The sequence below is a fragment of the Halobacteria archaeon AArc-dxtr1 genome (assembly GCA_025517425.1).
Classification (GTDB): domain Archaea; phylum Halobacteriota; class Halobacteria; order Halobacteriales; family Natrialbaceae; genus Halostagnicola.
The window spans coordinates 1,399,675-1,420,841 of sequence record JAOPJY010000001.1 but is presented as its reverse complement, the minus strand read 5'-3'; the positions used below and the strand labels follow the sequence as shown (position 1 = coordinate 1,420,841).

19 protein-coding genes and 2 tRNA genes are annotated in these 21,167 nt (G+C 63.3%); 4 read left to right on the top strand and 17 right to left on the bottom strand.

The window, feature by feature from the left end:
- Positions 1-65 precede the first annotated feature (65 nt).
- From OB905_07325 to OB905_07315, 3 genes are all read right to left on the bottom strand, one after another.
- Positions 66-2,660, bottom strand: coding sequence for a ThuA domain-containing protein (locus OB905_07325; GenBank protein ID MCU4925792.1), 2,595 nt, complete (start codon positions 2,658-2,660; stop codon positions 66-68).
- A 101-nt stretch (positions 2,661-2,761) separates the two neighbouring features.
- Complete coding sequence (locus OB905_07320) at positions 2,762-3,193, bottom strand: coaE operon protein (GenBank protein ID MCU4925791.1); 432 nt, start codon at positions 3,191-3,193, stop codon at positions 2,762-2,764.
- Positions 3,190-3,771 (bottom strand): AAA family ATPase, encoded by a 582-nt coding sequence (locus tag OB905_07315; protein MCU4925790.1) that lies wholly within the window; start codon positions 3,769-3,771, stop codon positions 3,190-3,192. Before OB905_07315 ends, OB905_07320 begins: the two co-directional genes overlap by 4 nt.
- Positions 3,772-3,917: 146 nt before the next feature.
- On the opposite strand from OB905_07315, the gene OB905_07310 reads away from it, so the two are divergent.
- Positions 3,918-3,992 (top strand) — tRNA-Arg (locus OB905_07310).
- Positions 3,993-4,113: 121 nt separating this feature from the next.
- Here the strand turns inward: OB905_07310 and OB905_07305 are convergent.
- Positions 4,114-5,889: a PQQ-dependent sugar dehydrogenase gene (locus OB905_07305; protein ID MCU4925789.1), complete on the bottom strand. Its 1,776-nt coding sequence runs from the start codon at positions 5,887-5,889 to the stop codon at positions 4,114-4,116.
- Between the two features lie 472 nt (positions 5,890-6,361).
- Positions 6,362-6,434 (bottom strand) — tRNA-Pro (locus OB905_07300).
- Between the two features lie 105 nt (positions 6,435-6,539).
- Here OB905_07300 and OB905_07295 point away from each other — a divergent pair.
- A complete protein-coding gene (locus tag OB905_07295) occupies positions 6,540-6,791 on the top strand; it encodes a hypothetical protein (protein MCU4925788.1) in 252 nt (83 codons plus the stop codon).
- Positions 6,792-6,820: 29 nt separating this feature from the next.
- Here the strand turns inward: OB905_07295 and OB905_07290 are convergent, their stop codons facing one another.
- From OB905_07290 to OB905_07240, 11 genes are all read right to left on the bottom strand, one after another.
- Positions 6,821-8,887, bottom strand: coding sequence for a DEAD/DEAH box helicase (locus OB905_07290; GenBank protein MCU4925787.1), 2,067 nt, complete (start codon positions 8,885-8,887; stop codon positions 6,821-6,823).
- A 141-nt stretch (positions 8,888-9,028) separates the two neighbouring features.
- Positions 9,029-9,223 carry a cold-shock protein gene (locus OB905_07285; GenBank protein MCU4925786.1) on the bottom strand — a complete coding sequence of 65 codons (195 nt, stop codon included), beginning with the start codon at positions 9,221-9,223 and terminating at the stop codon, positions 9,029-9,031.
- A gap of 80 nt (positions 9,224-9,303) precedes the next feature.
- Positions 9,304-9,522, bottom strand: a complete 219-nt coding sequence (locus tag OB905_07280) for a hypothetical protein (GenBank protein MCU4925785.1) — start codon at positions 9,520-9,522, stop codon at positions 9,304-9,306.
- Positions 9,523-9,595: 73 nt separating this feature from the next.
- On the bottom strand, positions 9,596-10,333 hold the full coding sequence (locus OB905_07275; protein MCU4925784.1) for a carbonic anhydrase: 738 nt from the start codon (positions 10,331-10,333) through the stop codon (positions 9,596-9,598).
- 79 nt (positions 10,334-10,412) lie between these two features.
- Positions 10,413-10,592 carry a hypothetical protein gene (locus OB905_07270; GenBank protein MCU4925783.1) on the bottom strand — a complete coding sequence of 60 codons (180 nt, stop codon included), beginning with the start codon at positions 10,590-10,592 and terminating at the stop codon, positions 10,413-10,415.
- 37 nt (positions 10,593-10,629) lie between these two features.
- Positions 10,630-11,427 carry an ABC transporter permease gene (locus OB905_07265; GenBank protein ID MCU4925782.1) on the bottom strand — a complete coding sequence of 266 codons (798 nt, stop codon included), beginning with the start codon at positions 11,425-11,427 and terminating at the stop codon, positions 10,630-10,632.
- Positions 11,427-12,467: an ABC transporter ATP-binding protein gene (locus OB905_07260; protein ID MCU4925781.1), complete on the bottom strand. Its 1,041-nt coding sequence runs from the start codon at positions 12,465-12,467 to the stop codon at positions 11,427-11,429. The genes OB905_07265 and OB905_07260 overlap by 1 nt, the downstream gene beginning before the upstream one ends.
- Positions 12,468-12,686: 219 nt before the next feature.
- A complete protein-coding gene (locus OB905_07255; GenBank protein MCU4925780.1) occupies positions 12,687-13,025 on the bottom strand; it encodes a cupin domain-containing protein in 339 nt (112 codons plus the stop codon).
- Between the two features lie 72 nt (positions 13,026-13,097).
- Positions 13,098-14,657 carry a glycoside hydrolase family 5 protein gene (locus tag OB905_07250; protein ID MCU4925779.1) on the bottom strand — a complete coding sequence of 520 codons (1,560 nt, stop codon included), beginning with the start codon at positions 14,655-14,657 and terminating at the stop codon, positions 13,098-13,100.
- A gap of 58 nt (positions 14,658-14,715) precedes the next feature.
- The gene (locus tag OB905_07245) at positions 14,716-15,666 is read right to left on the bottom strand and encodes an EamA family transporter (GenBank protein ID MCU4925778.1); all 951 of its coding nucleotides are present in this window, start codon (positions 15,664-15,666) and stop codon (positions 14,716-14,718) included.
- Positions 15,659-16,432 carry a hypothetical protein gene (locus OB905_07240; protein ID MCU4925777.1) on the bottom strand — a complete coding sequence of 258 codons (774 nt, stop codon included), beginning with the start codon at positions 16,430-16,432 and terminating at the stop codon, positions 15,659-15,661. The genes OB905_07245 and OB905_07240 overlap by 8 nt, the downstream gene beginning before the upstream one ends.
- Positions 16,433-16,608: 176 nt before the next feature.
- Here OB905_07240 and OB905_07235 point away from each other — a divergent pair, with 176 nt between their 5' ends.
- Together OB905_07235 and OB905_07230 are read left to right on the top strand one after the other, a co-directional pair.
- Positions 16,609-17,130, top strand: a complete 522-nt coding sequence (locus tag OB905_07235) for a hypothetical protein (GenBank protein MCU4925776.1) — start codon at positions 16,609-16,611, stop codon at positions 17,128-17,130.
- A 90-nt stretch (positions 17,131-17,220) separates the two neighbouring features.
- Positions 17,221-18,534, top strand: a complete 1,314-nt coding sequence (locus tag OB905_07230; GenBank protein ID MCU4925775.1) for an MFS transporter — start codon at positions 17,221-17,223, stop codon at positions 18,532-18,534.
- Positions 18,535-18,587: 53 nt separating this feature from the next.
- On the opposite strand, the gene OB905_07225 is transcribed toward OB905_07230, so the two are convergent.
- A complete protein-coding gene (locus OB905_07225) occupies positions 18,588-21,032 on the bottom strand; it encodes a cation-translocating P-type ATPase (GenBank protein ID MCU4925774.1) in 2,445 nt (814 codons plus the stop codon).
- Positions 21,033-21,167 lie beyond the last annotated feature (135 nt).

Genomic DNA, 21,167 nt, shown 5'->3' with positions numbered 1-21,167 from the left:
GCCGATTTCTGCTCACTTCACCCCTTCTAGAAGCTACTCGCCGTCGACATCGATTTTCGTCGACGCTACTCGCCGTCGGCGTCGATTCGGTAGATCGCGTTCTGATCGTAATCGACGTAGTAGAACCGGCCTGCTGGCCCGATCTCCATGTCGTGCGGTGCGGAGAGGTCGAGATCCGAGAGGAATTCGGAGATCTCGGTCACCTCGCCGTCCTCGTCGAATGAGACGTACTTGAAGTTGCCCGTGTTCCACTCACCGATGAACCACTTACCCTCGAAGTACTCTGGTAGGGCGCCGTCGTCGAGCGTCTCTGGGAGCCGGACGAGCGGACCGCCGTTGGGCGCGCGATCGGTCAGCTGTGGCCACGGAATTTCGTCGGGGACGTTCCAGACATCGCTGTCCGGAGCGTCGAGGTAGTTGTTCCAGTCCGTAGGAACGTGCAACGTCGCCTCGGGGACCGGCGGCAGCTCTTCGAGACCGTGGTTGTTCGGAGAATCGTTGATCGGCCCGTCGGGGTCGAAGGGGTCACCGGACTCGCCGGTTTCGAAGTCGTAGTCGATGTAGGGATAGTTCGGGCCGCGAACGTACGGAAAGCCGTAGAACCCGGGTTCGCGAATCTGGTTGTACTCGCGGATGCCGATCGGTCCGCGGTCTGCATTCCACGTCAGCGAGTCCGGGCCGTAGTCACCCATGTAGAGCCATCCGGTTTCGGGGTCGACGCTGAATCGGAACGGATTTCGAAAGCCCATCGCGAAGATCTCCGGCCGAACGACGTCGTCGTCGAACGTCTCGCCGGTTTCGCCTTCCCACCACTCCTTGAAATTCCCGTCGGGAATCGTGTACGAGCCGTCCGCCTCTGGGACGATCCGCAAGATACTGCCGCGTAGATCGGAGGTGTCCGCGGAGGTTCCCTGGGCGTCTGCGTACTGTTCTTGTTCAGTGTTGGTCTCGTCGATTGGGGTGAACCCGTCGGACTCGAACGGCGTCACGTCGTCACCGGTCGAGAGGTAAAGTACCCCGTCCGGCCCGAACTGGATCTCGCCTGCGGAGTGGCCGGTCGCATCCGGGGACTCGTTTCGCTGTTCGATGACTCGAAGGAGTTCGACCTCCGAGTCGGGATCGAGTACGGCGCCGTCGGCGTCGAAGCGTGCCAAGAGGTTGTACGGCATCTCTTCGTCCGGATCGAGATCGTCGTTCGCTACCGAGTAGTAGATGTAGATCCAACCCGTCTCCTCGAAGTTCGGATCGTGGGCCAGCCCTAGTCCGCCGTCTTCTTCCTGATGCCAGACGTCGAGTTCGAGTGCGGTCGTCACCTCGCCGGTGTCTGGATCGATCGAGATCACCTCCCCGCCCCGGAGGATGCAGAAGACGCGCTGGTCCGGGCCGATACTCATCGACATCGGCTCGTCGAGGCCGCCGGCGAGTTCGGTCCGCTCGTAGCTATCCCAGACGGTGGCGCTGGCGTCGCCCTCGAGCCAGCCTGCGGCCCACATGATACCGTTCATCGCGTGTTCGACGAACTCGTCTTCTTCCCAGCTCTCGCTCGTATGCCCGCTCGCGGTGTACCACGACCGACCATTCTCGACCTCCTGACACCAGGCAATCGGATGATCGACGCGGCCGTTGTCCATCTCGGCTCCCTCGTACGTATCCTCGTCGAGCGTTGCGAGCACGTGAACGTCCCCGCGGGGATTGCGATCGAAGTCGTACCACTCGTCGTGGCGCTCCCAGACTGCCGGGAGGAACTCTGTCGACGGATGGACGCTGTCGGTGACCTTCAACTCGGCGTCGTGGGTTCCGGGCGGGTGGTGTTCGAAGTACGCGCCAACGAGCTCGCCGTACCACTCCCAGTCGTAGTGGGTATCCGAGGCAGAGTGGATTCCCGCGAAGCCGCCGCCGTTCTCGATGTATGCTTCGAACGCCGCCTGCTGCTCGTCGTCCAGCAGATCACCGGTCGTGTTGTTCCAGACGACGACGTCGTACGCGTCGAGTTCGGAGGCGTCGTCGGGAAACTCGGAGGCGTCGCCGCCGGGATCGTCGATCACGTCGAACGTAACCGAGTCGGCTTCCGTCTCGCGGACGGCTGCGTGGCGTTCGATCATCTCCGATCCCATTTCGGTGATCCGTTCGTTCCCGTCCTCGATGTTCGCGTGGCGGAACCCATCGGTCGCCGAGAACACCAGCACCGCCGGATCGTCGCCCATCCGATCCTCCCCTTCGACCGTGAGAGTCGCCGTTTCCGCGTCGTCCGTCGAGTAGATTCCGTACTCGTGATCGCCGATCGCTACTTCGGTGGTGTCGAGCGACACCTCCTCGTTTTCGCCGTGACCGAGCGTGATCGTCTCGCTGGCCCGCGTCGTGCCGGCTACCCGCAGCGAAACGTCCTGCGTCCCCTCGTCGTCTCCCGTGTTCGTGATCGTCGCAGTGACCGAGAGGTCGGCTGTTTCCATAACGGTCGTCTCTCCGGGCGAGAGATCACTGACCTCGAAAAACGGACCGTCTCCACCGTTGGGGTCGTCGTCTTCACCCGTATCATCGCCGTTATCGTCGCCCAGACAGCCGGCAGCGCCGACAATTCCGGCCGTTCCGACACCCTGTAGGAACCGTCTGCGATTTGCGTACCGTTTCAGTACTAGCTCGGACGGCTCCGATCGAGTCATGACCCATATATTATAATTCACCTATATATGTGTGTTGGCAGACCTACCCACGTGATAATCTCACACAGCACAACGTTGTTGGCGCGACGATTGCGAGGACGTCACTCCGTAACGGGTCGCCCGTCCTCCGTCGGTGGAGCGACGTGGTCGACGTAGGGCTCGACGTCTGGCTCGTCGACACGAACCCGAACTGCGATCTCGCCGAGTTCGTCTGGTTCGCCGACCGAGAAGTTCACGCGGCCTTCGAACGCGGCTTGCTTCTTGAGCGCGAACGAGAACGTATCGCCTTGCCGGCGCTCGAAGAACTCGCCGCGGGCAGTGTCAAGAATCTCCTGGCGATGGAGGAGTTCCGAGAGGTGCGAAAGCGAGTGGGTCTCTCCCCTGATTTCGCCGTGGCTCTCTTCGAGGTCGGCGCCTGGGAAGATGTTCGCGACCGCGTCTGCGACGCGGGCGGTCACCTCGGTATCGTAGACGGGAGCAGTGATCTCGACGTGAACGCGATAGACGCCCCCGTCCGTCGTCTCGCTACTCATCGTTGTTCTACCCGGTTTCCATCCGTCTGGGTGTGTTTGTCGGTGACGATATCGCGAACCCGATCCTGGAACGCCGACAGCGACTCAGTGTTCTCGATGACGACGTCGGCGCGTGCCATCGCCTCCTCCATCCCGAAGCCGCGCTCGCGCTCGTCTCGGGCCGCGAGGGACTCGCCGCCGTCGTCTTCGTCCGCGTCTCGGCCGCGCGTACCGATCCGTTCGGCGCGGATCTCGAACGGTGCTTCGACGCTGACGAGCGTGAACGCCGCCCCGAACTCCGCCTCGAAGACGTCGACTTCGACGTCCGAGCGAATTCCGTCGACGAGGACAGTCGGCTCCGTCTCGAGGAACTCCTCGATCATCGGGAGTGACCGTTCGGCGATCGCTGCCGGCCCGTTCTCCTCGCGCAATGCCTGTGCGACGGTGCCGTGATCTTTCGTTGGATCCAGTCCTCGATCTTCGGTCTCGGCGCGAACGACGTCGCCCATCGTCACTACCGGGATCCCCTCCTGGCGCGCGACGGCTGCGGCTTCACCCTTCCCGCTGCCGGGCAACCCCACCGTTCCGATGACGTGCATCGGAGACGAGTACACGGCTGACTCGCATAAGGGCTGTGTTGTGGCTCGACCGAACGGGCGCCCAACTACCCTACAACCGGGTTTTGGGGCCATAGCCGCTTGGAATCCCAACTGCTTATACCACTCCGTCGTCGACTCGTACGTGAGGGCACGTAGCTCAGTCTGGATAGAGCGTCGGACTTCTAATCCGACGGTCGTGGGTTCGAATCCCATCGTGCCCGTGATTTTGCGACTGATGAGCGAACCGCTCTCTATCAGAGCGATGTCGGTACTCAGTGTGAACGCACTGACGACAGCTACTGTCTCGAAAAAATCGTCCGCGGAACGCTTCCGTGAGACTCGTTATCCGGTGTACTCGACGAGGTGGATGCCGGAGTACATGCCCATGAAGACGATGCGGCCGTCTGGCAGAACGTCCATGTCGTAGGCGCCGCCGATGCCGTTGTCTGGCAGGAAGTCGTGGATCTCGAGGCTGCCGTCGTCGTTGAACGACATGTAGCGGATGTTGTCCGCGTTCGAGGGGTTCATGAAGAACAGCTTGCCCTCGAAGTACGGGTCAAGCGCGCCCTCGCCGTGCTCGTCGGAGTGGCGGTAGATGACGCCGGGGTCGGCGGAGCCGCCAGCGTCGAGTTCGTCCCAGGTGACCTCGCCGGGACGGGGCATGTCCATCCAGGCGGGGGCGTCCTCGTAGCCGTCGAAGCCCTGGGGATGCCAGATGATACCGGGCGTGACGTTCGGGATGTTCTCGATACCAGTGTTGTTCGGCGAGCGGTTGCGCAGGTTGTCGAACCAGAACGGCTGACCGTGCTGGTCGTTCTCGAAGTCGTAGTCGCGGTAGGGGTAGTAGCCACGGAAGTACGGGTAGCCGGCGTTACCTGGCTCACAGAACAGGTGGTAGTCGGCCTGGCCCTGCATACCGAGCTCGAATTCGACCGAGCCCGCGTCGTTCCCGTACGAACCGGTGAACAGCGAGCCGGTGTGGGAGTCCAGCGAGATGACGAACGGGTTCCGGAAGCCCATCGCGTAGATTTCGGGCAGGATCTCGTCGTCCGAGTAGTCCTCGCCCATCTTGTCGGAGTACCACTCTTGGAGGTTCCCATCCGGAACCTCGTACATTTCGCCTTCCTCGCCGTCTTCGGTCGGCGTGATGCGCAGGATCTTCCCGCGGAGGTCGGCCGTGTTGGCCGACGTTCGCTGGGCGTCCGAGGCTGCGGCGGGACGGCCGTGGACGTCGCCGTCTCGCTCGTCGGTCATCGACCAGTTGACCTCGCTGTCGGGGTTACCGACGTTGTTCGCGTTGTCACCCGTCGAGATCCAGAGGTGGCCCTCGGGGCCGAACTCGAGGTAGCCACCGTGGTGACAGCAGTTAGTCTGCTGGTGTGGGATACCGATGATGCGCTCTTCCGAGTCGGGGTCGAGCACTTCGCCGTCGAATTCGAAGCGGACGACTTCCTGGTAGACCAGGTGAAGTCCGTCAGCGTACGGGTTGTCGAGGACCTCCTGGTCCTCGCTGGAGGGGTGATAGAAGACGTAGACGTGGTTGGTCTCCTCGAAGTTCGGACAGATCGCGACGCTCTGTCCACCCAGCTCGCGGGCGATCGAGGTGTCACCGGGATCCGTGACATCGTCACCGCTGAAGATGACGTCGAGTTCGAGCGCGTGCGTGTGCTCTTCCGTGTCCGGGTCGATGTAGCCGATGTCACAGGTACCGTCACCGGAAGCGACGAAGCCCTCACCGCGGTCGATGTACCAGACGCGACCCTCGGGGTCGACGTCGATGGCCATCAGCTCGCCGTCGACTTCGTCCGAACTGAAGATCTCAGTCTCCTCGTAGTTGTCCCAGTCAGTGGCAGCGTCTGGGTCGGCGTCAGCGTCGATGTCGCGGAACCAGTAGGTCTGCTCTGGCTCTGGGTCGCCGTTGCCGTTTTCTGGGCCATTGCCGTTCTCTGGGCCGTTCCCGTTTGGATCGTCCTCTCCGTTGTCGTCGTCGCCGTTCTCGTCGTCGTCACCGAGACAGCCGGCGAGTCCGACGGCTCCTGCGGCACCGAGTCCTTGCAGGAAACGTTTACGAGTATTGACACTGGAGGAACTTGCATCGTCAGTCCGTTCTTTGGACATGGTCGTATGCTCGTAACCAGCGATTAAAAAGATTATGGCAATTCGTCGGTCTATCACGGATTATGTTCTATGAAGAAAGATACCATTTCTGACCGTACGCTCCTGTTTAAGATAATATTGCATGTGGCGTTCGCCGCCCACTGTTTCCCACCGACTTTCGGATGCGGGTGGCATGTAATACGCTATTTCGGTGGTTTCAGTACAATTATCTTCTCTCACTCTCGCACGGGTCGTGTTGACCAACGCTGCTAACAATCAAATTCTAGTGGGGAACACTGCACCGAAACGACGCGGCTCGTCTCTTCGGGTGTAGTCGCTGCTTTCGGGCAGCGCTGTTCGCGGAATTGCTCCCAGCAGTAAGATGGGATCGCCCGGATTTGAACCACGGTCGATTCGCTCCGCTCATCTCCCTGATTCAAATCGGCCGATGTGACGAGTTTGCGCCTCACGAGTTTGTTCGGCGCAAAAGTAGTGGGATCGCCCGGATTTGAACCGGGGTCACGGGCACCCAAGGCCCGAAGTATACCAAGCTAACCCACGATCCCGTACCCTCACTTTTACCCGGACCCCATAAAGGGTTTCGTTCCGCCGGCGCGAAAGCGGACCCCTTCCACCGAACGACTTACCAGCCCGGTTGGTGATGCCCGGACATGGTCACTGGCATCGAGATCCTGGTCCTCGCCGTGGTTCTCGTGCTCGTCCTCGGCATCTCAGTGCTCGTTGAGGCGGTGCGTCCGCTCATCGTCAACGCTGCCGTCGGCTTACTGGGCCTGTTTCTCGCGCAGTGGCTCCTCGGTATCTCGCTTTCCGTGGGTCCGCTCGCGCTGGCGATCGTCGCACTCGGGGGACTGCCGGGTGCCGTGCTCGTCGTCGTCCTGTCGGTGTTCGGCGTCGCCTTCTGACGCGGTGGGGCTCACCCGACTCGACGGGTTTACAGCTCCGTGTCTCGGAGTTCGATGTCCGCGACCAGTTCGTTCGGGTGGGCGTCTTTTCGAATCCCGTCGAGCAGGGTAAACGCCGCGCCGGGATCTAAGAAGTGCTCGGTGATGACCCGTCCCAGCGGCGTCGGCTCGAAGCCGTCGATGAAGTCGTACTGCAACAGCTTGCCGACGGCGTGTTTCGTCGGCACGTCGCCGAGCATCCGGTCGTTGAGCTGCTTTGCGGCCTTTCCGCCGACGGTGACGTTCGCGAGCGTCTCCTCGACTGCGGCTCCCTCGTCGTAGTAGGTCATTACCGATTCCATCTCCCCCTTCAGGAGCTTGAACGCGACCTCGTCTTCGGTCATCTCCATCGAGTTGTGGTACGAACAGTCGGGCTCGACTAAGACGTACACCTTCCCCTCGTCGTGGTAGTCCGGCCGGCCTGCGCGCCCGAGCATCTGATGAAACTCCTGAACCGAGAGCCATTCGATCCCCATCGCCAGCGAGTCGAAAACGACCTGTGAGGCCGGGAAATCGACGCCGGCCGCGAGCGCGGCGGTCGTCACGACGGCTGCTAAGTCCTGGTCTGCGAACTGCTTCTCGACGCGCTTGCGGCGCTTGTAGTCGAGTCCGGCGTGGTACGGTGCGGCCGAGTACTCGAGCTTTCGCGAAATTTCGTGACACCGTCTGCGAGAGTTCGTGAAGATGATCGTCTGGCCCCGATACCCCTTCGAGGACTCCGTGTCGAACTCGCGTCTGACCAGCTTGTTCGCTACCCGTACCTTCTCCTGGCCGTCCGCGAACGTGACGTGGCGCTCGATGGGAATCGGCCGCTCCTCGAACTCGACTAGCGTTGCCTCCAACGCTTCTGTGAGCTGCTCGGGGTTGCCGACGGTCGCCGAGAGGTAGATCCACTGGGCACCATCGTAGCCGTCGCGACGCGCGGCGCGCTGCTCGCACGTGTACTTCAACCGCGAGATCAGCCCGTCCAGCCGGTGACCCCGCTCGTCCTCTTTTAGCGTGTGCACTTCGTCGATGACGACGGTTCCGATATCGCCCATCTCCTTGCCCGTCCGCAGGGCGTGGTCGATCCCCTCATAGGTGCCGACGATCACGTCAGCGTTCGGATCGAACTGGTTTCCCGAGTCTGCGATCCGGCTTGCACCCACGCGAATCGAGACGTCGACGAGGTGGCCGTACTCCTCTTTGAAGTCCTCGTACTTCTGGTTCGCAAGCGCGACCAGCGGGACGAGAAAGAGCATCTTCCCTTCTCCGTTCAGCACTCTGTCGATCCCCGTCATCTCCCCGACCAGCGTCTTTCCGGTCGCGGTCGCGGAAACAACGAGTTGGTCGTCGCCGTCGAACAGCCCGTTCTCAGCCGCGAGGCTCTGGACCGGCAGCAGGGTCTCGAACCGATCCTCGAGCAGTCCCTGGAGGTCGGGGTGTAGGTCGAGGCTGTCGACCCGAACGGGATCGACCTCGTCGGTCGTCGCCGAGATGGTATCGAACTTCGTTAAATCGGGATCGAGTCGGCCCTTGAGCAGGTTGACGATTCGCTCTAAGTCCTGGACCTCAAGCATCAGCTCCTCTAACCGCTCCTTGGCGGCGCCGGTTACCGTCCCACCCCCAGCGTAGGAGAGCTGGCGCTCTAGCTCCTGAGTCGCACACTCCTGGCAGATCCAGTCTGCATCGTCTTTGACCGCCGTATCGGTCGTCACCGGCGAGTATCGACCTGCGGAGGCACAGTACCGGCAGGTCCGGACGGTCTTTGCCTTCTCCTCGAGTTGGTACCCCGCCAGCATCTCGGTAAATCGCCGACGCGCCGACGGCGACGTCTGCTCTGAGAGCCGAATCCGCTTCGCTCGGCGCGCGAGTTCGACGAACTCGTCGGGCTGGCGCGGCTCCTCGCTCGACCCACGCTTGAGCCGGAACTTCGCCGGACGCGGCCCCGCGTCCGTCTCGGTGAGACCGAGCTTCGCCCGGAACAGCCGCGTGCCGTCCCGTCGGACGACGACGAGGTAGTCGTCGCCGACCTGGTGACAGAAGATCGTCTCGACATCCTGGACCTGCTTCGACACGGGCGTAGGTAACGGCGTCGCGTACTTGAGCGGTTCGGAGTCGGGCGCGCGCTGTGCGGAGAGTCAGTGACTACCGACAGTGCTGTCGCTAGAAGGTGTAAAGTGCTGCAGTCAAGAGTCGATACCGTTTACGAATCCGCCTTACAGGCGCTCGACGTTCGTCGCGCGTGGGCCCTTGGGGGCCTGCTCGATGTCGAACTCGAGCTCCTGTCCTTCCTCAAGGTCCGGGCCGCCGATGTCTTCCATGTGGAAGAACACGTCGTCGTCCGCGTCCTCAGTCTCGATGAATCCGTAGCCGCCAGTGTCGTTGAAGAAATCAACGGTTCCTTTCGCCATTGCCTGTGAATCGAGGTGCTCGGTACTGATAACCCTTGTGACTCTCGTCGGCGTATCAGAATGCGCGGAAAACCGCTTCCTCAGACGTTCTCAGCGTCTTCGAGCCGTCTGATCGCGTACGAGATAAAGAAGACGAACATGAACACGATAAAGCCTGCAACGAGTCCGACGAGTTCGCGAGTTCCCACTCCTGCGGGACCGACGACGGCGATACCAACGAGTGCGAGCACGAAGATGGCGATCGTCGCCGCTCCGACGATCGCGTAGAACTGCCGATCCGAGTCGAACAGCGAGCGCATATACCGACGTTCGAAGCGGGCGTGCAAAGGCTTACCGCCACACGCTCCTGCGACGACGCCTGTTCGACCCCGATCAGTACAGCAGGCTCCGAACCGCGCCTTCGAACTCGTCGGGAATCGCAGCTGCGATCGCCTCCGGATCGGTCTCGCCGTTTGCGTTGACCAGGTACGCCCGTCCGTGCTCTTCGCCGTAGACGCCCTGGAAGTCGTAGACGAAGCCGTAGACAGAGACGTCTTCGGGGATATCGTCGGAGTCACGGAGGAACTGCGCCTGCCGGTCGACGTTGTACTCGACGAGCTGGTTGACGACCTCGCCGACGGGCGCGTCCGCGTCGACCAGTTCGCTCTCCAGTCCGTCTTCGACGACCGGAACCAGCATGTCGACCCACTTGTCGACGCCGCGGGGTCCCGGTCGATCCCCACCGGTCGCCACCTGATAGGCCGCCGTAACCGCTCCACACCCTGTGTGACCGACGACGACTGCGGCGTCAGTTCCGGCGTGGTGGATTGGGTACAGCATGCCGCCATCGACGATCCGCTCGCCGTCATCGTCGTCCCAGACCTGATTGCCGATATTGCTCGGGGTGAAGACAGTTCCCGGCTCGTCTGTGCCCCACATTCGCTCCTGGGGTACCCGAGAGTCAGAACAGCAAACCGTGACGACGTCTGGGTGCTGGCCAGTCTGTACCGCTGCAAAATAATCCGTTTCGAGGCCGTCGATGTGGCGTTCGTTGCCCGAGAGTAACTCGGCGAGAACGCCGCCGTCGCCGTCTACGCACGTCGAGTTGTCACGTTCGTCGTCAGTTCCCATACCTGACTGTGGGAGGGACGACGATCAAAACAGTTGCTCTTTGCGATGTCGATTCACGGTCTTTGCCCACCGTATGGATTCAGAGACACGACGCGTCGTCTTGGCAACGCCGAAGCCGTATCTGCACCCGACTTCCGCCGGCTCGGCTGCGGACGAACGAGAGTTCCCCGCCGAAGGTCTCGACCGTCCACTTGACGAGCCAGAGGCCGAGCCCGCTACCGTGGCGCAGCTCGGTAATCTCGTCGTCGCCGGTGATCACGTCGCGTTCGACCGGCTCGGTCTCGTCGAGTTCGAACTCAGTCTGTCAGCCCGTAGCCCGTCTTGAACAAGTAGACGTCGATCGCGAGCACGACCAGCGTCAGTCCCGTCAGAACTGCAAGCGAGAGCAACGGGGCGACGTCGGCGACCGCCGCCGGCGCCACCTCGAACATATCTGAGTGTCCCAGTAACCCGTACCGGACGCTGTCGACCATATAGACCATCGGGTTCAGCAGCGAGACGTACTGCCAGGTCGTCGGCAGCATCGTCAGCGAGTAAAACACCGCACCGAAGAAGACCAGCGGTCGGAGGATGAACTGGTTCATCACCGTCAGGTCGTCGAAGTCGCGGGCGACGAGGCCGCCGATGATTCCAAACGCTGCGAACAGCGCCGCGATGACGACCATCGTCGCCACCAGGAAGAGTCCGTTCTCGATGCTGATCGGGACGAACAGTCGACCGATCAGCGCGATGATGACGCCGACGATCAGTCCGCGAACCGCGCTGGCGGCGACGTAGGCGACGACCATCTCGACGTACGACAGCGGCGAGGTCAGCGTCTCGTGGATGTACTCGTTCCAGCGGCCGTGGAAGATCGAGAAGGAGGCGTTCTCGAAGGAGTTCGAGATCGTTCCCAGTACCACGAGCCCGGGAACCAGAAAGAGAATGTAGCCGATTCCCTCGACGGGTTCGTCGATCCGACCGCCCAGGATGAGCCCGAAGACGGCGAAGTAGAGCACGTTTGTGATCGCCGGCGGCATGAACGTGTTCTTCGGGCGACGGACGAATCGCAGCACTTCCCGGCGGAACAGCGTCCGGAAGCCGACCGAGAGCATCAGGCGACCCCCTCCTGCTCGCGCTCGGCAACTGAGTCGTCCGCTGGCGCGCTCTCCTCTTCGCCGTCTCCAGCGGTTCCGGCCGACGACCGCGTCACCGTCCGGTCCTCGCTTTTGGTCAGGTCGACGAAGATCTCCTCGAGCGAGGTCCGCGAGATTTCGAGGTCTGCGATCTCGTAGCCTGCGGCCTCCAGATCGTGGAGTAGCTGTGGCGCAGTCGAGCCGCCGTCGTCGACGCGGACCTCGAGGCGGCCGTCGGCCGCCGTCGACACTCCGTGGGCGTAGGCGCCCAGATCGTCCTCGAGATCGGCTGTTGCAGACGACGTAATCGACGATTCCAGCCGGACCGAGATCGTATCTGTCCCGCGCGTTTTCAGTTCGTCCGGCGTCGCGACGGTCACCTTCCGCCCCTCGTTCATGATCGCGACGCGGTCACAGAGGCGTTCTGCCTCCTCGATGTAGTGAGTCGTCAGCAGGATCGTCGTTCCCTCCTCGTTGAGTTCGGTGACGAGCTCCCAGAGGTCGTGGCGCAACTGGACGTCGACGCCCGCCGTCGGCTCGTCCAGGATGAGCAGATCGGGATCGGTCACGAGCGCCCGCGCGAGCAACAGCCGGCGCTTCATCCCGCCGGAGAGCCAGTCGAAGCGCTCGTGGCGCTTGTCGTAGATCCCGACCCGTTTTAACACCTCTTCGGCCCGGCGTTCGGCCTCGTCCTCGGAGACGCCGTGGTAGCCAGCCTTGTGCATCAGTACCTCCTTGATCGGAAAGAATCGGTCGACGTTGAACTCCTGGGGCGCGAGGCCGATCGCGTCTCGGGCCTGTTGGTACTCGCTCTCGACGTCGTGGCCGAACACGCGCGCCTCGCCGCCGGTCTTGCGCACGAGTCCGACCAGCGTGTTGATGAACGTGGTCTTGCCCGCACCGTTGGGTCCGAGCAGGCCGAAGAACTCGCCTTCCTCGACGGTCAGGGACAGCTCCTGTAAGGCCCGCAACTCCCCGTACTCCTTGACGAGGTCCGTCGTCTCGATGGCCGGTGGCATTACGCAGAACGTGGCCATCAGCGCGGTTAAGGATGTTGAAGCCCCGCCCCAACCGCCCGTTCTCGCGGTCGTAGGCGGCAGACGGAACAGGGGGGCCAAACACACTAGGTGTGGTCGATGGTACCACAATTTGTCCCGGGTGACGTCTCGGCACGACGCCTACACGGGTTCGTAGTACACTCACGGGCACGATTACAGTGGTGCCCTACACGGGAGCGATTACAGCGGTGCCCCCGCCAACACGAGCGTGGCCCGCTCGTCGCCGTCGTTTTCGATCTGGCGCGTCTCGCCGGCATCGAGTCGGATCGCTTCTTCGGGGCCGAGCTCGACCGATTCGTCCGCGACCGTGACCGTGATCGATCCCTCGACGACGTAGTAGACCTCCTCCTGATCGTCGTCGCTGTGGTCGTGTTCCATCCCCTCAGCGCCCGGCTCGAGTTCGAGGACGGTAAACCCGACCTCTTCGCTCTCGAGTGCATCTTTGAGGAACCACATGCCGCCCGCTTCCTCCGGAACGACCGAGTCGACGTCAGTCTTCGCTGCGGTGTCGAAGCCCATGTGTGACGGGTCGGTGGCTGGCGACTAAATCGTGGGGGTCGCGGCGAGCGTCTCGCGGGACGGTGCGGCCGCCTACTCGGATTCGCCGCCGTCCAGTCGCCGCCGCGCCGCGACCGCAGCCCCGCCGGCGAGCCCTGCAGCCGTCGCAACGATTCCGAACCCGGGGACGGAGTCGTCCGATGCGTCGGAATCGTCGTCACCGCTCCCGTCATCGCTCGGCTGGTCGCCGCTCCCGGTCGGCTGGTCGGCGGGCTCGTCGTCGCCTCCGTCAACGGAATCCTCTGACCCATCCTCGTCGTCATTGCCACTATCGGTCTCGTCTTCATCCTCCTCGCCGGTGTCTACGCCTCTACCGCCACCGTCCGCATCGCCGTCTTCATCCGACCAGTAGTTGTCGGGGACGCCACCCACCTCGAGCGCCTGGCGGAGATACTCCCCCATATCGACCTCGGAGCCGGCGTCCCGCCCGAGCAGTTCCCACTCGCAGGGCGGATCGTCACACGTGCCGTCGAAGCCGGGCTGGAACATGGCCGGTTCCCACCAGACGTCGGCCACCCACGCCATCCAGTGGATCGAGTCGTGGGATTCGAGCCACTCCATGAACGGCTCGCCAAATTCGGCGGTCGTCCCGCTTTCGAGGCTATCGTCGTAGTCGCGCCAGCCGAACTCGGTGACGAACACTGGGTACTCCTCGTAGACCGCCTCGACGCCCTGGCCGTTGATCGCGGAGTCTTCCCAGTCCCCCTGCTGGCTCGATTCGTGGCCCGGGTAGGCGTGATACGTGTACCCGACGTTCTCGCCAGCCACGGGTTCGATCAGCGCTCCCTCGGGACTCGAGGACCATCCCGGTGAGCCGACCAGAACGACCGTGTCGGTGTGGGTGCGGATCTCGTCGACAACTGGCTGGATAAACTCCAGATAGAGCTCCCACACGTCCTGAACCCACGACTCCTCGATCGAGTCCCACATCCCGGGTTCGGTCGGCTCGTTGTACACCTCGTAGAGCACGTGGTCGTCGGCGGCGTACCGCGGCGCGACGGTCTCCCAGAACTGAAGCGTCTCTGCCTGCAGCGTCTCGTTTATCGTCCCCGCCTCATCGTCGCCCCACTGCACCTCCGGCCAGTGGCGGTGGAAGTCGACGATGGCATAGACGCCGGCGTCGGCACACTGCTTGAGGACCGGGTCGAGGTGCTCATCGAGGTAGCTCTCCAGTTGCGCCGCGGTGAACGCGATCGGCTCTGGAGCCTGTCCGGCCTCGTGATCCCCGATGTCGATCGGCTGGACCGGAACCCGGATTACGTCCGGGTGCCAGCCCGCCGACGCGTCGGTCAGCAGGTCGATCGTTTCCGTTGGGGTTCGTCCGCGGTCGGCCGTCGAGCCGTTCGCTCGCTTCGGGTCGATGACGTTGAGCCCGCGAAGCGTCACGTCCTCGCCGTCGTCGGTGACGATTCGATTGCCCTCGACCGACAGCCGCGGCGGCGTCTGGGTCGTCTCATCGACGCTGTTCTCCGCGCCGACGAGGCCGATCCCGGCTGTCGGTCCAAGCGTCAGCGCGCCGGTGCCGACGCCGGCCGCCCGCAGTACGTCACGTCGGGCGGTCGCGATGGCACGCTCGCCTGGAACTCGTGACATGTTGATGATCACTTCGAGAGTGGCCCAATAAAGATGGCGGGCAATCCGACTGTGTGGATCAGTAGACTGCTGCGATTGCGCTGCCGGCGACGAGAAACCCGGCCGCCAGAAACAGGTGTCGGAAGGCGATCCGTTCGTCGACGCCGTCGCCCGTGAGTCGGCCCACGAGGTAGCCAATTCCGAGCGCGAGCATCGGCCAGAACGCGGTGATCAGCGCCGTGCGAGCCAGTCCGATCTCGCCGATCGAGGTGAAAAACAGCGTGTAGGCGATCCCGAAGCTCAACAGTCCGTGGCCGGCGAACGGCAACAGCCACCCCTCCCCGACCGCCCCCCGTGGGTCCAGGCCGGAGCCAAACACTGGAAACACCGCCAGCAGGTAGACGAGACTGCCAGTCAGGATGGCGACGTAGGTCGCAAGCAGCGAGGAAGTCCCCTCGACGCCGACGGCCATGAATCCCTCGCCGGCCGACCAGGCCAGCGCGGTCGCGAGCCCCAGCACTGCCGTCACGAGGCTGAACTGGCTGCGAACCGTCGCCCACAGCAGTAGGGAGACACCGAGGACGATCAGCCCGAGGGCCAGCCAGATCAGCGAGCTGATCGCCTCCCGAAGGAAGACGAGCGCGATAAGCACCGAGAAGATCGGTTTGACCTTCGAGAACTGGGCAGCTATCTCGGCGCGGTCGCGGTAGCGCTCGGCGGTGTAGTAGTAGAGGCCGGTTCCGACCGGGAACGTGAGCACGCCGGCGGCGACGAGCGTCAGGGAGACGTCGGACAGCGAGAACCGACCGACCGTGACCGCCGTGAGGAAGAGACAGCCGACGAGCAGGCTCGCTGCCAGCCCCAGGAAGATATCGTTCTCGCCGTCGGCCGCCCGCATCCGCGAGAGGCCGCGGTTGACGAACAGCGTCGAGAAGGCCCACGCGAACGCGCTCGCGATGGCGTACGTCTCCGGCGGGAGGCCGGCCAGCAGCGCGAGCGGGACGACCGCAGAGAGTGCTCCCTCAAGCATACTCAGTGTAGCCGAACCAGTAGTTGTAGCCGTAGTAGGCGAACGCGAGGACGCCTACCGCAGTCAGGACGGGCAGTACGATCATCGTCAGCAGGAACATCGAGAAGACCAGAATCGACAGCCCCCGGTAGTAGTTGGCGATGCCGCGGTCGTAGAACGTCTGTCTGTGCTCGTGGATCATCTCCGGGCTGAACGCGTCGAACTCGTTGGTCGTGGTGTCGAGTGAGTCGATGGCGATCAGGAAGTTCGCGATGGCGATCAGCTGGACGCCGAGCACCGCCGTGAAGATGTGTGCCTCGTGGTAGGCCGGCGACTCGGTGTACAGCATCTGCAGGGTAAACGAGAATACGAGCAGCGAGAAACCGACGATCACCCCGACCGTCTGGATCGTTCTCGCGGCCTTCTCCGCGAGGTCCTTCCCTTTGTTTGAGCTCCGTCCACGGGGCGTGTTGTAGGTCAGAAACGTCCGGAGGGTGACGACGTTTCCCTCCGGCAGATCGACGCAGGCATCCTCGGTGAGCGTCGGATCGGCCTGGTCGGGTCGCTTCGACGAGCGGTAGTAGACGGTCCACCATGCGACGTACACTGCAAGCGCGTACCAGCCGGCCGCCCACCCCAGCGAGCGAACGTAGGTGCCGAACTCCCCGAGCGCGTACAGCAATCCGAAGAAGGCTCCCGCGATCGCAAGCGCCAGCGCGCTGATATAGAGCGCAGCGACGTATTTCCTGTCAACGTCGGGATCAAGGTCGTACCGCGCGATACTCATTAGCTCCCGGTGGACACCCGCCCCAGTTGATTCTTCCCATCCGTCGTCGAAACCCGCTGTTGGCACCCTTACTTGAGAGTTTGGTCGCTTCAGCTCTGTCGTGTCTGTGTGCTGACTCGCCCGGGGCTGCAAGTGTAAGGACCAGCGGTATACCGTCGAATGGCGACTGTCTACGCATGAGATTTGCACACATTGAGCTACTCGAGGAGTTCGGTACGCGTTCGCTGGTCGTCCACGGGCTCATGGTACTTGCGTTCGTCAACGCGATACTGGCCGGGCTGCTCGTCGGCGGCCAGATCGGTCTCGTCTCGTTCGTCGCGCTGGTCAACATCACCGCCGGGCTGTGGGTCGCTCACTCGGTCCACTCGCTGGGGAACGCAATTGGCGACGACGAGTACGCTGGCGTCGTAAACGAACTGTTTCGCACTCGTGACCGGCCGAACGCTTCCCTCGATATCGGCCGATTCGGTCGACTTCTCTTGTTGGTTTCAGTCGTGACGGCGATTGCGTTGCTCACCTCCGCACAGGTACTCTCCGGGACGCTCCTCCCGGTCGCTATCGTCGCGCTGGGCGCCATCGCGGTCGTCACTGCGATCATCGGCTTCCTCATCTCGATGGGTTCCTCGTACGATTCCTCACAGATCCGAACGATCGAGCGAATCGACCGGTTCGAAGATGACGATCCTGTTGCTGAGTGAACGGCTCGGACGCGGAGTCTCCCGTCGCTCTCGTTCCCGGTAGCTGCCACCACTGGAACTTTTACGGCCTGCTAACTGAGACGCACTATGGTGAGCCAGTCGAACGAGAGTGCTGCCCCACTCGATGCGTTTCGACAGTTCTTCTCGCTCGAGCGGGACGTTCTCGTTCTGTCGCTGGCGATGTTCGCGTTCAGTCTGGGATTTCAGATGACGAACCGATTCCTGCCGGATTACCTCGTCTACCTCGGCGCGGGCGGCTTCGTCGTCGGTCTGTTTGCGACGCTCGGGAACGTCATCGGCGCCGTCTACCCCTACTACGGCGGGGTCGTCTCCGACCGTGTCGGTTCGCGGTACGCCCTCACTGTCTTCGGATTTCTCTCTACGTTCGGCTTCGCCATCTGGCTGGCGGCGGCGTTCGTCCCGTCGATCGACCTCGGCGCGTTCGTCCTCGAGCCGTGGGTCTGGGTGTTCGTCGGCCTGCTGTTGGCCCAGTGCTGGAAATCCTTCGGCATCGGGGGCCACTACGCCATCGTCAAGCAGGCCACCGATCCGGACCGGCTCGCACGCGGGTTCGCCAGCACGGAGACGTTTCGCCGGACAGCGTTTCTGCTCGCCCCGCTGATCGTTGCCGTCCTCGTCGTCGACGATCTCATGCCGGGCTTCCTGTGGGTGCTCGCACTCGGCATCGTCGTCGCCCTTTTGGGAACCCTCGCCCAGCACCTGCTGTACGAGGTCGATGCGGACACCGTCGGCAAGCAGTTCCAGGGAGTCGGCCAGGTCATCGCGGACCTCCGGGTGCTGCCCGAGCCCTTACGTCCACTGCTCGTCGCCGACGCGCTGGTTCGCTTCGCCAACGGGATGGTCTACGCTTTCTTCATCCTCGTCATTACCCAGGTGATGGGAATTGGGCTCTCGCTGTCGCTGCCTGTCGTCGGGACGGTCGATCTCTCACCGGCGGCGTTCTTCGGTGTCCTGTTGAGCGTCGAGATGCTCGTCGCCCTGCTAACGATGGCGCCGGCCGCCACCATCGCCGAGCGAACCGGGCTCAAGCCCGTCGTTGGACTCGGCTTCCTCGTCTACGCGATCTTCCCGGTCATGCTGATCTTCGCGCCGGAGAACGCCTGGGTGCTGATCGCACTCTTTGCGTTCTCCGGCCTCCGATTTGCCGGGCTCCCGGCGCACAAGGCGCTGATCGTCGGCCCCGCACAAGCCGGTGTCGGCGGACGCGTCACCGGTTCGTACTACCTCCTCCGGGGCGCCATCGTGATCCCCAGCGGCGTCCTCGGGGGTGCCCTTTGGGCCTTTGCCAGCCCGGAACTTTCCTTTACCGTCGCGACTGTGATCGGGCTAGTCGGCGTCGGCTACTTTGCACTCTTTGGCGAGGAGTTCGCAGCGTACCGGTGACGTCCGCGCTGCGTTCTGCTCTGCGTCTGTGCCGTGACGACTGAGAACGCCTGCTATCGAAGCGAGCGTGCGGAGTTACAGACGACAAGCAGGCTACTGGCTGCCATTGCCCCAGCCGCCAGCAACGGATTGAGCAGCCCGGCAATCGCCAGTGGGATCGCGATCGCGTTGTAGAGGAACGCCCAGCCCAGATTCTGTCGGATACGTCGGTTGGTTGCTCCGGCCAAGTCGAACGTCTCGGCGACGGCCTGGAGGTCGTCGCCGACGATTACGGCGTCTGCGGCGTCGGTCGCGAGCTCCGTCCCGCTGGCGAGGGCGATGCCGACGTCGGCAGCCGCGAGTGCCGGGGCGTCGTTGCTCCCGTCGCCGACCATCGCCACGACGCCGCGACTGCGCAGTCGGTGGACGGTCTCGGCTTTGGCTTCGGGGGGAACGCCTGCGAAGACCTCCGAAACGCCGTCGGCCTCACGCAGTGTTTCGACGGCGGCTCCCTCGTCGCCGGTCAGAACGACGACCTCGTGATCGGCTGCGAGGCTCTCGACTGCACGCTTCCAGTTACTCCGTGGGGCGTCGCCGACGGCGATCGCACCGCGCACGCGTCCGTCCCACCCGACGAGGACCGGCACGGCGCCGTCGGCTCGGATGGATTCGGCCCGCGACTCGAGGGCGGCTGGAATCGACAGCCCCTGCTCTCGACAAAAGTCCGGGTGGCCAACAGCGACGCGATCACCTCCGACGAGCGCGCTCACACCTCGAACGTCGCGCTCGAACCCCTCGACGGCTGCCGTTTCGTACTCGGCCCCTGCCGACTGCGCCCGCTCAACGATCGCAGCCCCGATCGGATGCTCGGAGAGCGCTTCGACCGCCGCGGCCCGGCGAAGGACTGCCGTGGTGTCGGGAGCGTCGTCCTGGCTCTCATCGGCTTCATTGTCGACGTATACCGCAGCGACTCTCATCGTGCCCTCGGTGAGCGTTCCGGTCTTGTCGAGGACGACGACGTCGACCTCTGGTGCGTCCTCGAAGATCGTTTCGGCGGCGACGACGATCCCGCGTTTGGCCGCCGTCTGGACACCCGAGGCGATCGCCAGTGGCGTCGCCAGTCCCAGTGCGCAGGGACAGGAGACGATCACGACTGTGAGGCCGACCAGAAACGCGGTCGACAGGCTCGACCCAGTTGCGAGCAACGCGAGCGTTGCGACGCCTGCCAGAACGACGACTAGCGGGACGAAGATCGTTGCAAGCTTGTCCGCGAGTCGCTGGACTCCTGGCCGCGAACTTTGAATCGACCACAGCAAGGAGACGAGCCGATCGTGGGTACTTTCGGCGTCCGCGCCAACTGTGATCTCGAGGGGGGCATCCGTTACGAGCGTTCCCCCGCGGACGCGATCGCCGGACTGCTTTTCGACCGGGAGTGACTCTCCGGTCACCAGTGACTCGTCGACTGCTGCGGCCCCCTCGGCGACCGCCCCGTCGAGGGGGACCCGCTCGCCGGGCTGGACGAGCAGTCTGTCGCCGGGGTCGACCGCATCCAGCGAAACCAGTTCGCCATCGCTCGCCCGGCGAGCGTCCTCGACCTGGGCGGCCGTGAGATCCGATAGCAGTCCCGCAGCCCGGCGCTTGATCAGCCCTTCGTAGTACGTGCCGGCGGTGACGACGAGGATGACTGCGACCGTGACGTCGAAGTACAGATCCGTCCGCCCGAGCCCCATGGCGAGGGTGCTGTAGGCGTACGAGCCCACCGCGGCGAGCGTGACGAGCAGATCCATGTTGGGCATTCCTGCCCGGAGACTGACGTACGCACCTCGGAGGATCGGCCAGCCGGTATAAAAGAGGACGAACGACGTCATCAGCCAGATGTTCACCACGAGATAGTAGCCGTCGTAGCTGCCGAACTCAGCGAGTGGCTCGTAGCCGAAGTAGGTCGGATAGAGAAAGACCGCATACCACACCATCACCATCATCCCGAACAGTCCGCCCCCAACGAGGAATTTGACGAGCGCGGCGTCCCGCGGTTCGTCCGCTTTCCCGGTTGCCCGATCGCGTGCCTCGTAGCCATATCCCGAGAGCAACTCGGGAAGATCGCTCGTCTCCAGTACGTCGGCATCGTACACCACGCGTAGCGTATCCGTCGCGTAGCTCGCCTCCGCACCCAACACGCCATCTGCATCCTCCGCACGCGTCTCGAGGAACGCCTCGCAGGTCGAACAGTGCATTCCATCGACCGCGAGGAACGCGTCGTCGCCGTCGAGTTCGTCTAGGCCAGGCGAGTCCGTGCTGGTTCGAGCGCGGACCGCTTTTTCGTCGACTGCGGCGTCGTCCAAAGCCTGTGACACTGCCAGACAGCCTTGACAGCAGAACTCCCCATCGACGTTCGGATCGGTAATGGGGGTCGACGGCGTCGGCAACGAACAGAGCGTACACCCCTCGTCGGAACCACGTTCCGACGCTGATCGATCGTGGGTATCCTCGAGACCAGAGCGACTCGGGAGTCGACTCATGAGTTGGGTAACTGGCGTGGGAGTTGGTCTTCGTCAGTCGTCAAACCGGTGGTTGTTGCCGCCCTGTGGCTGACTGACCGCATCCGATAGCCCACCGATCTCTGGTCGGGACGCGGTCTGGGCCGACGGAAGGGC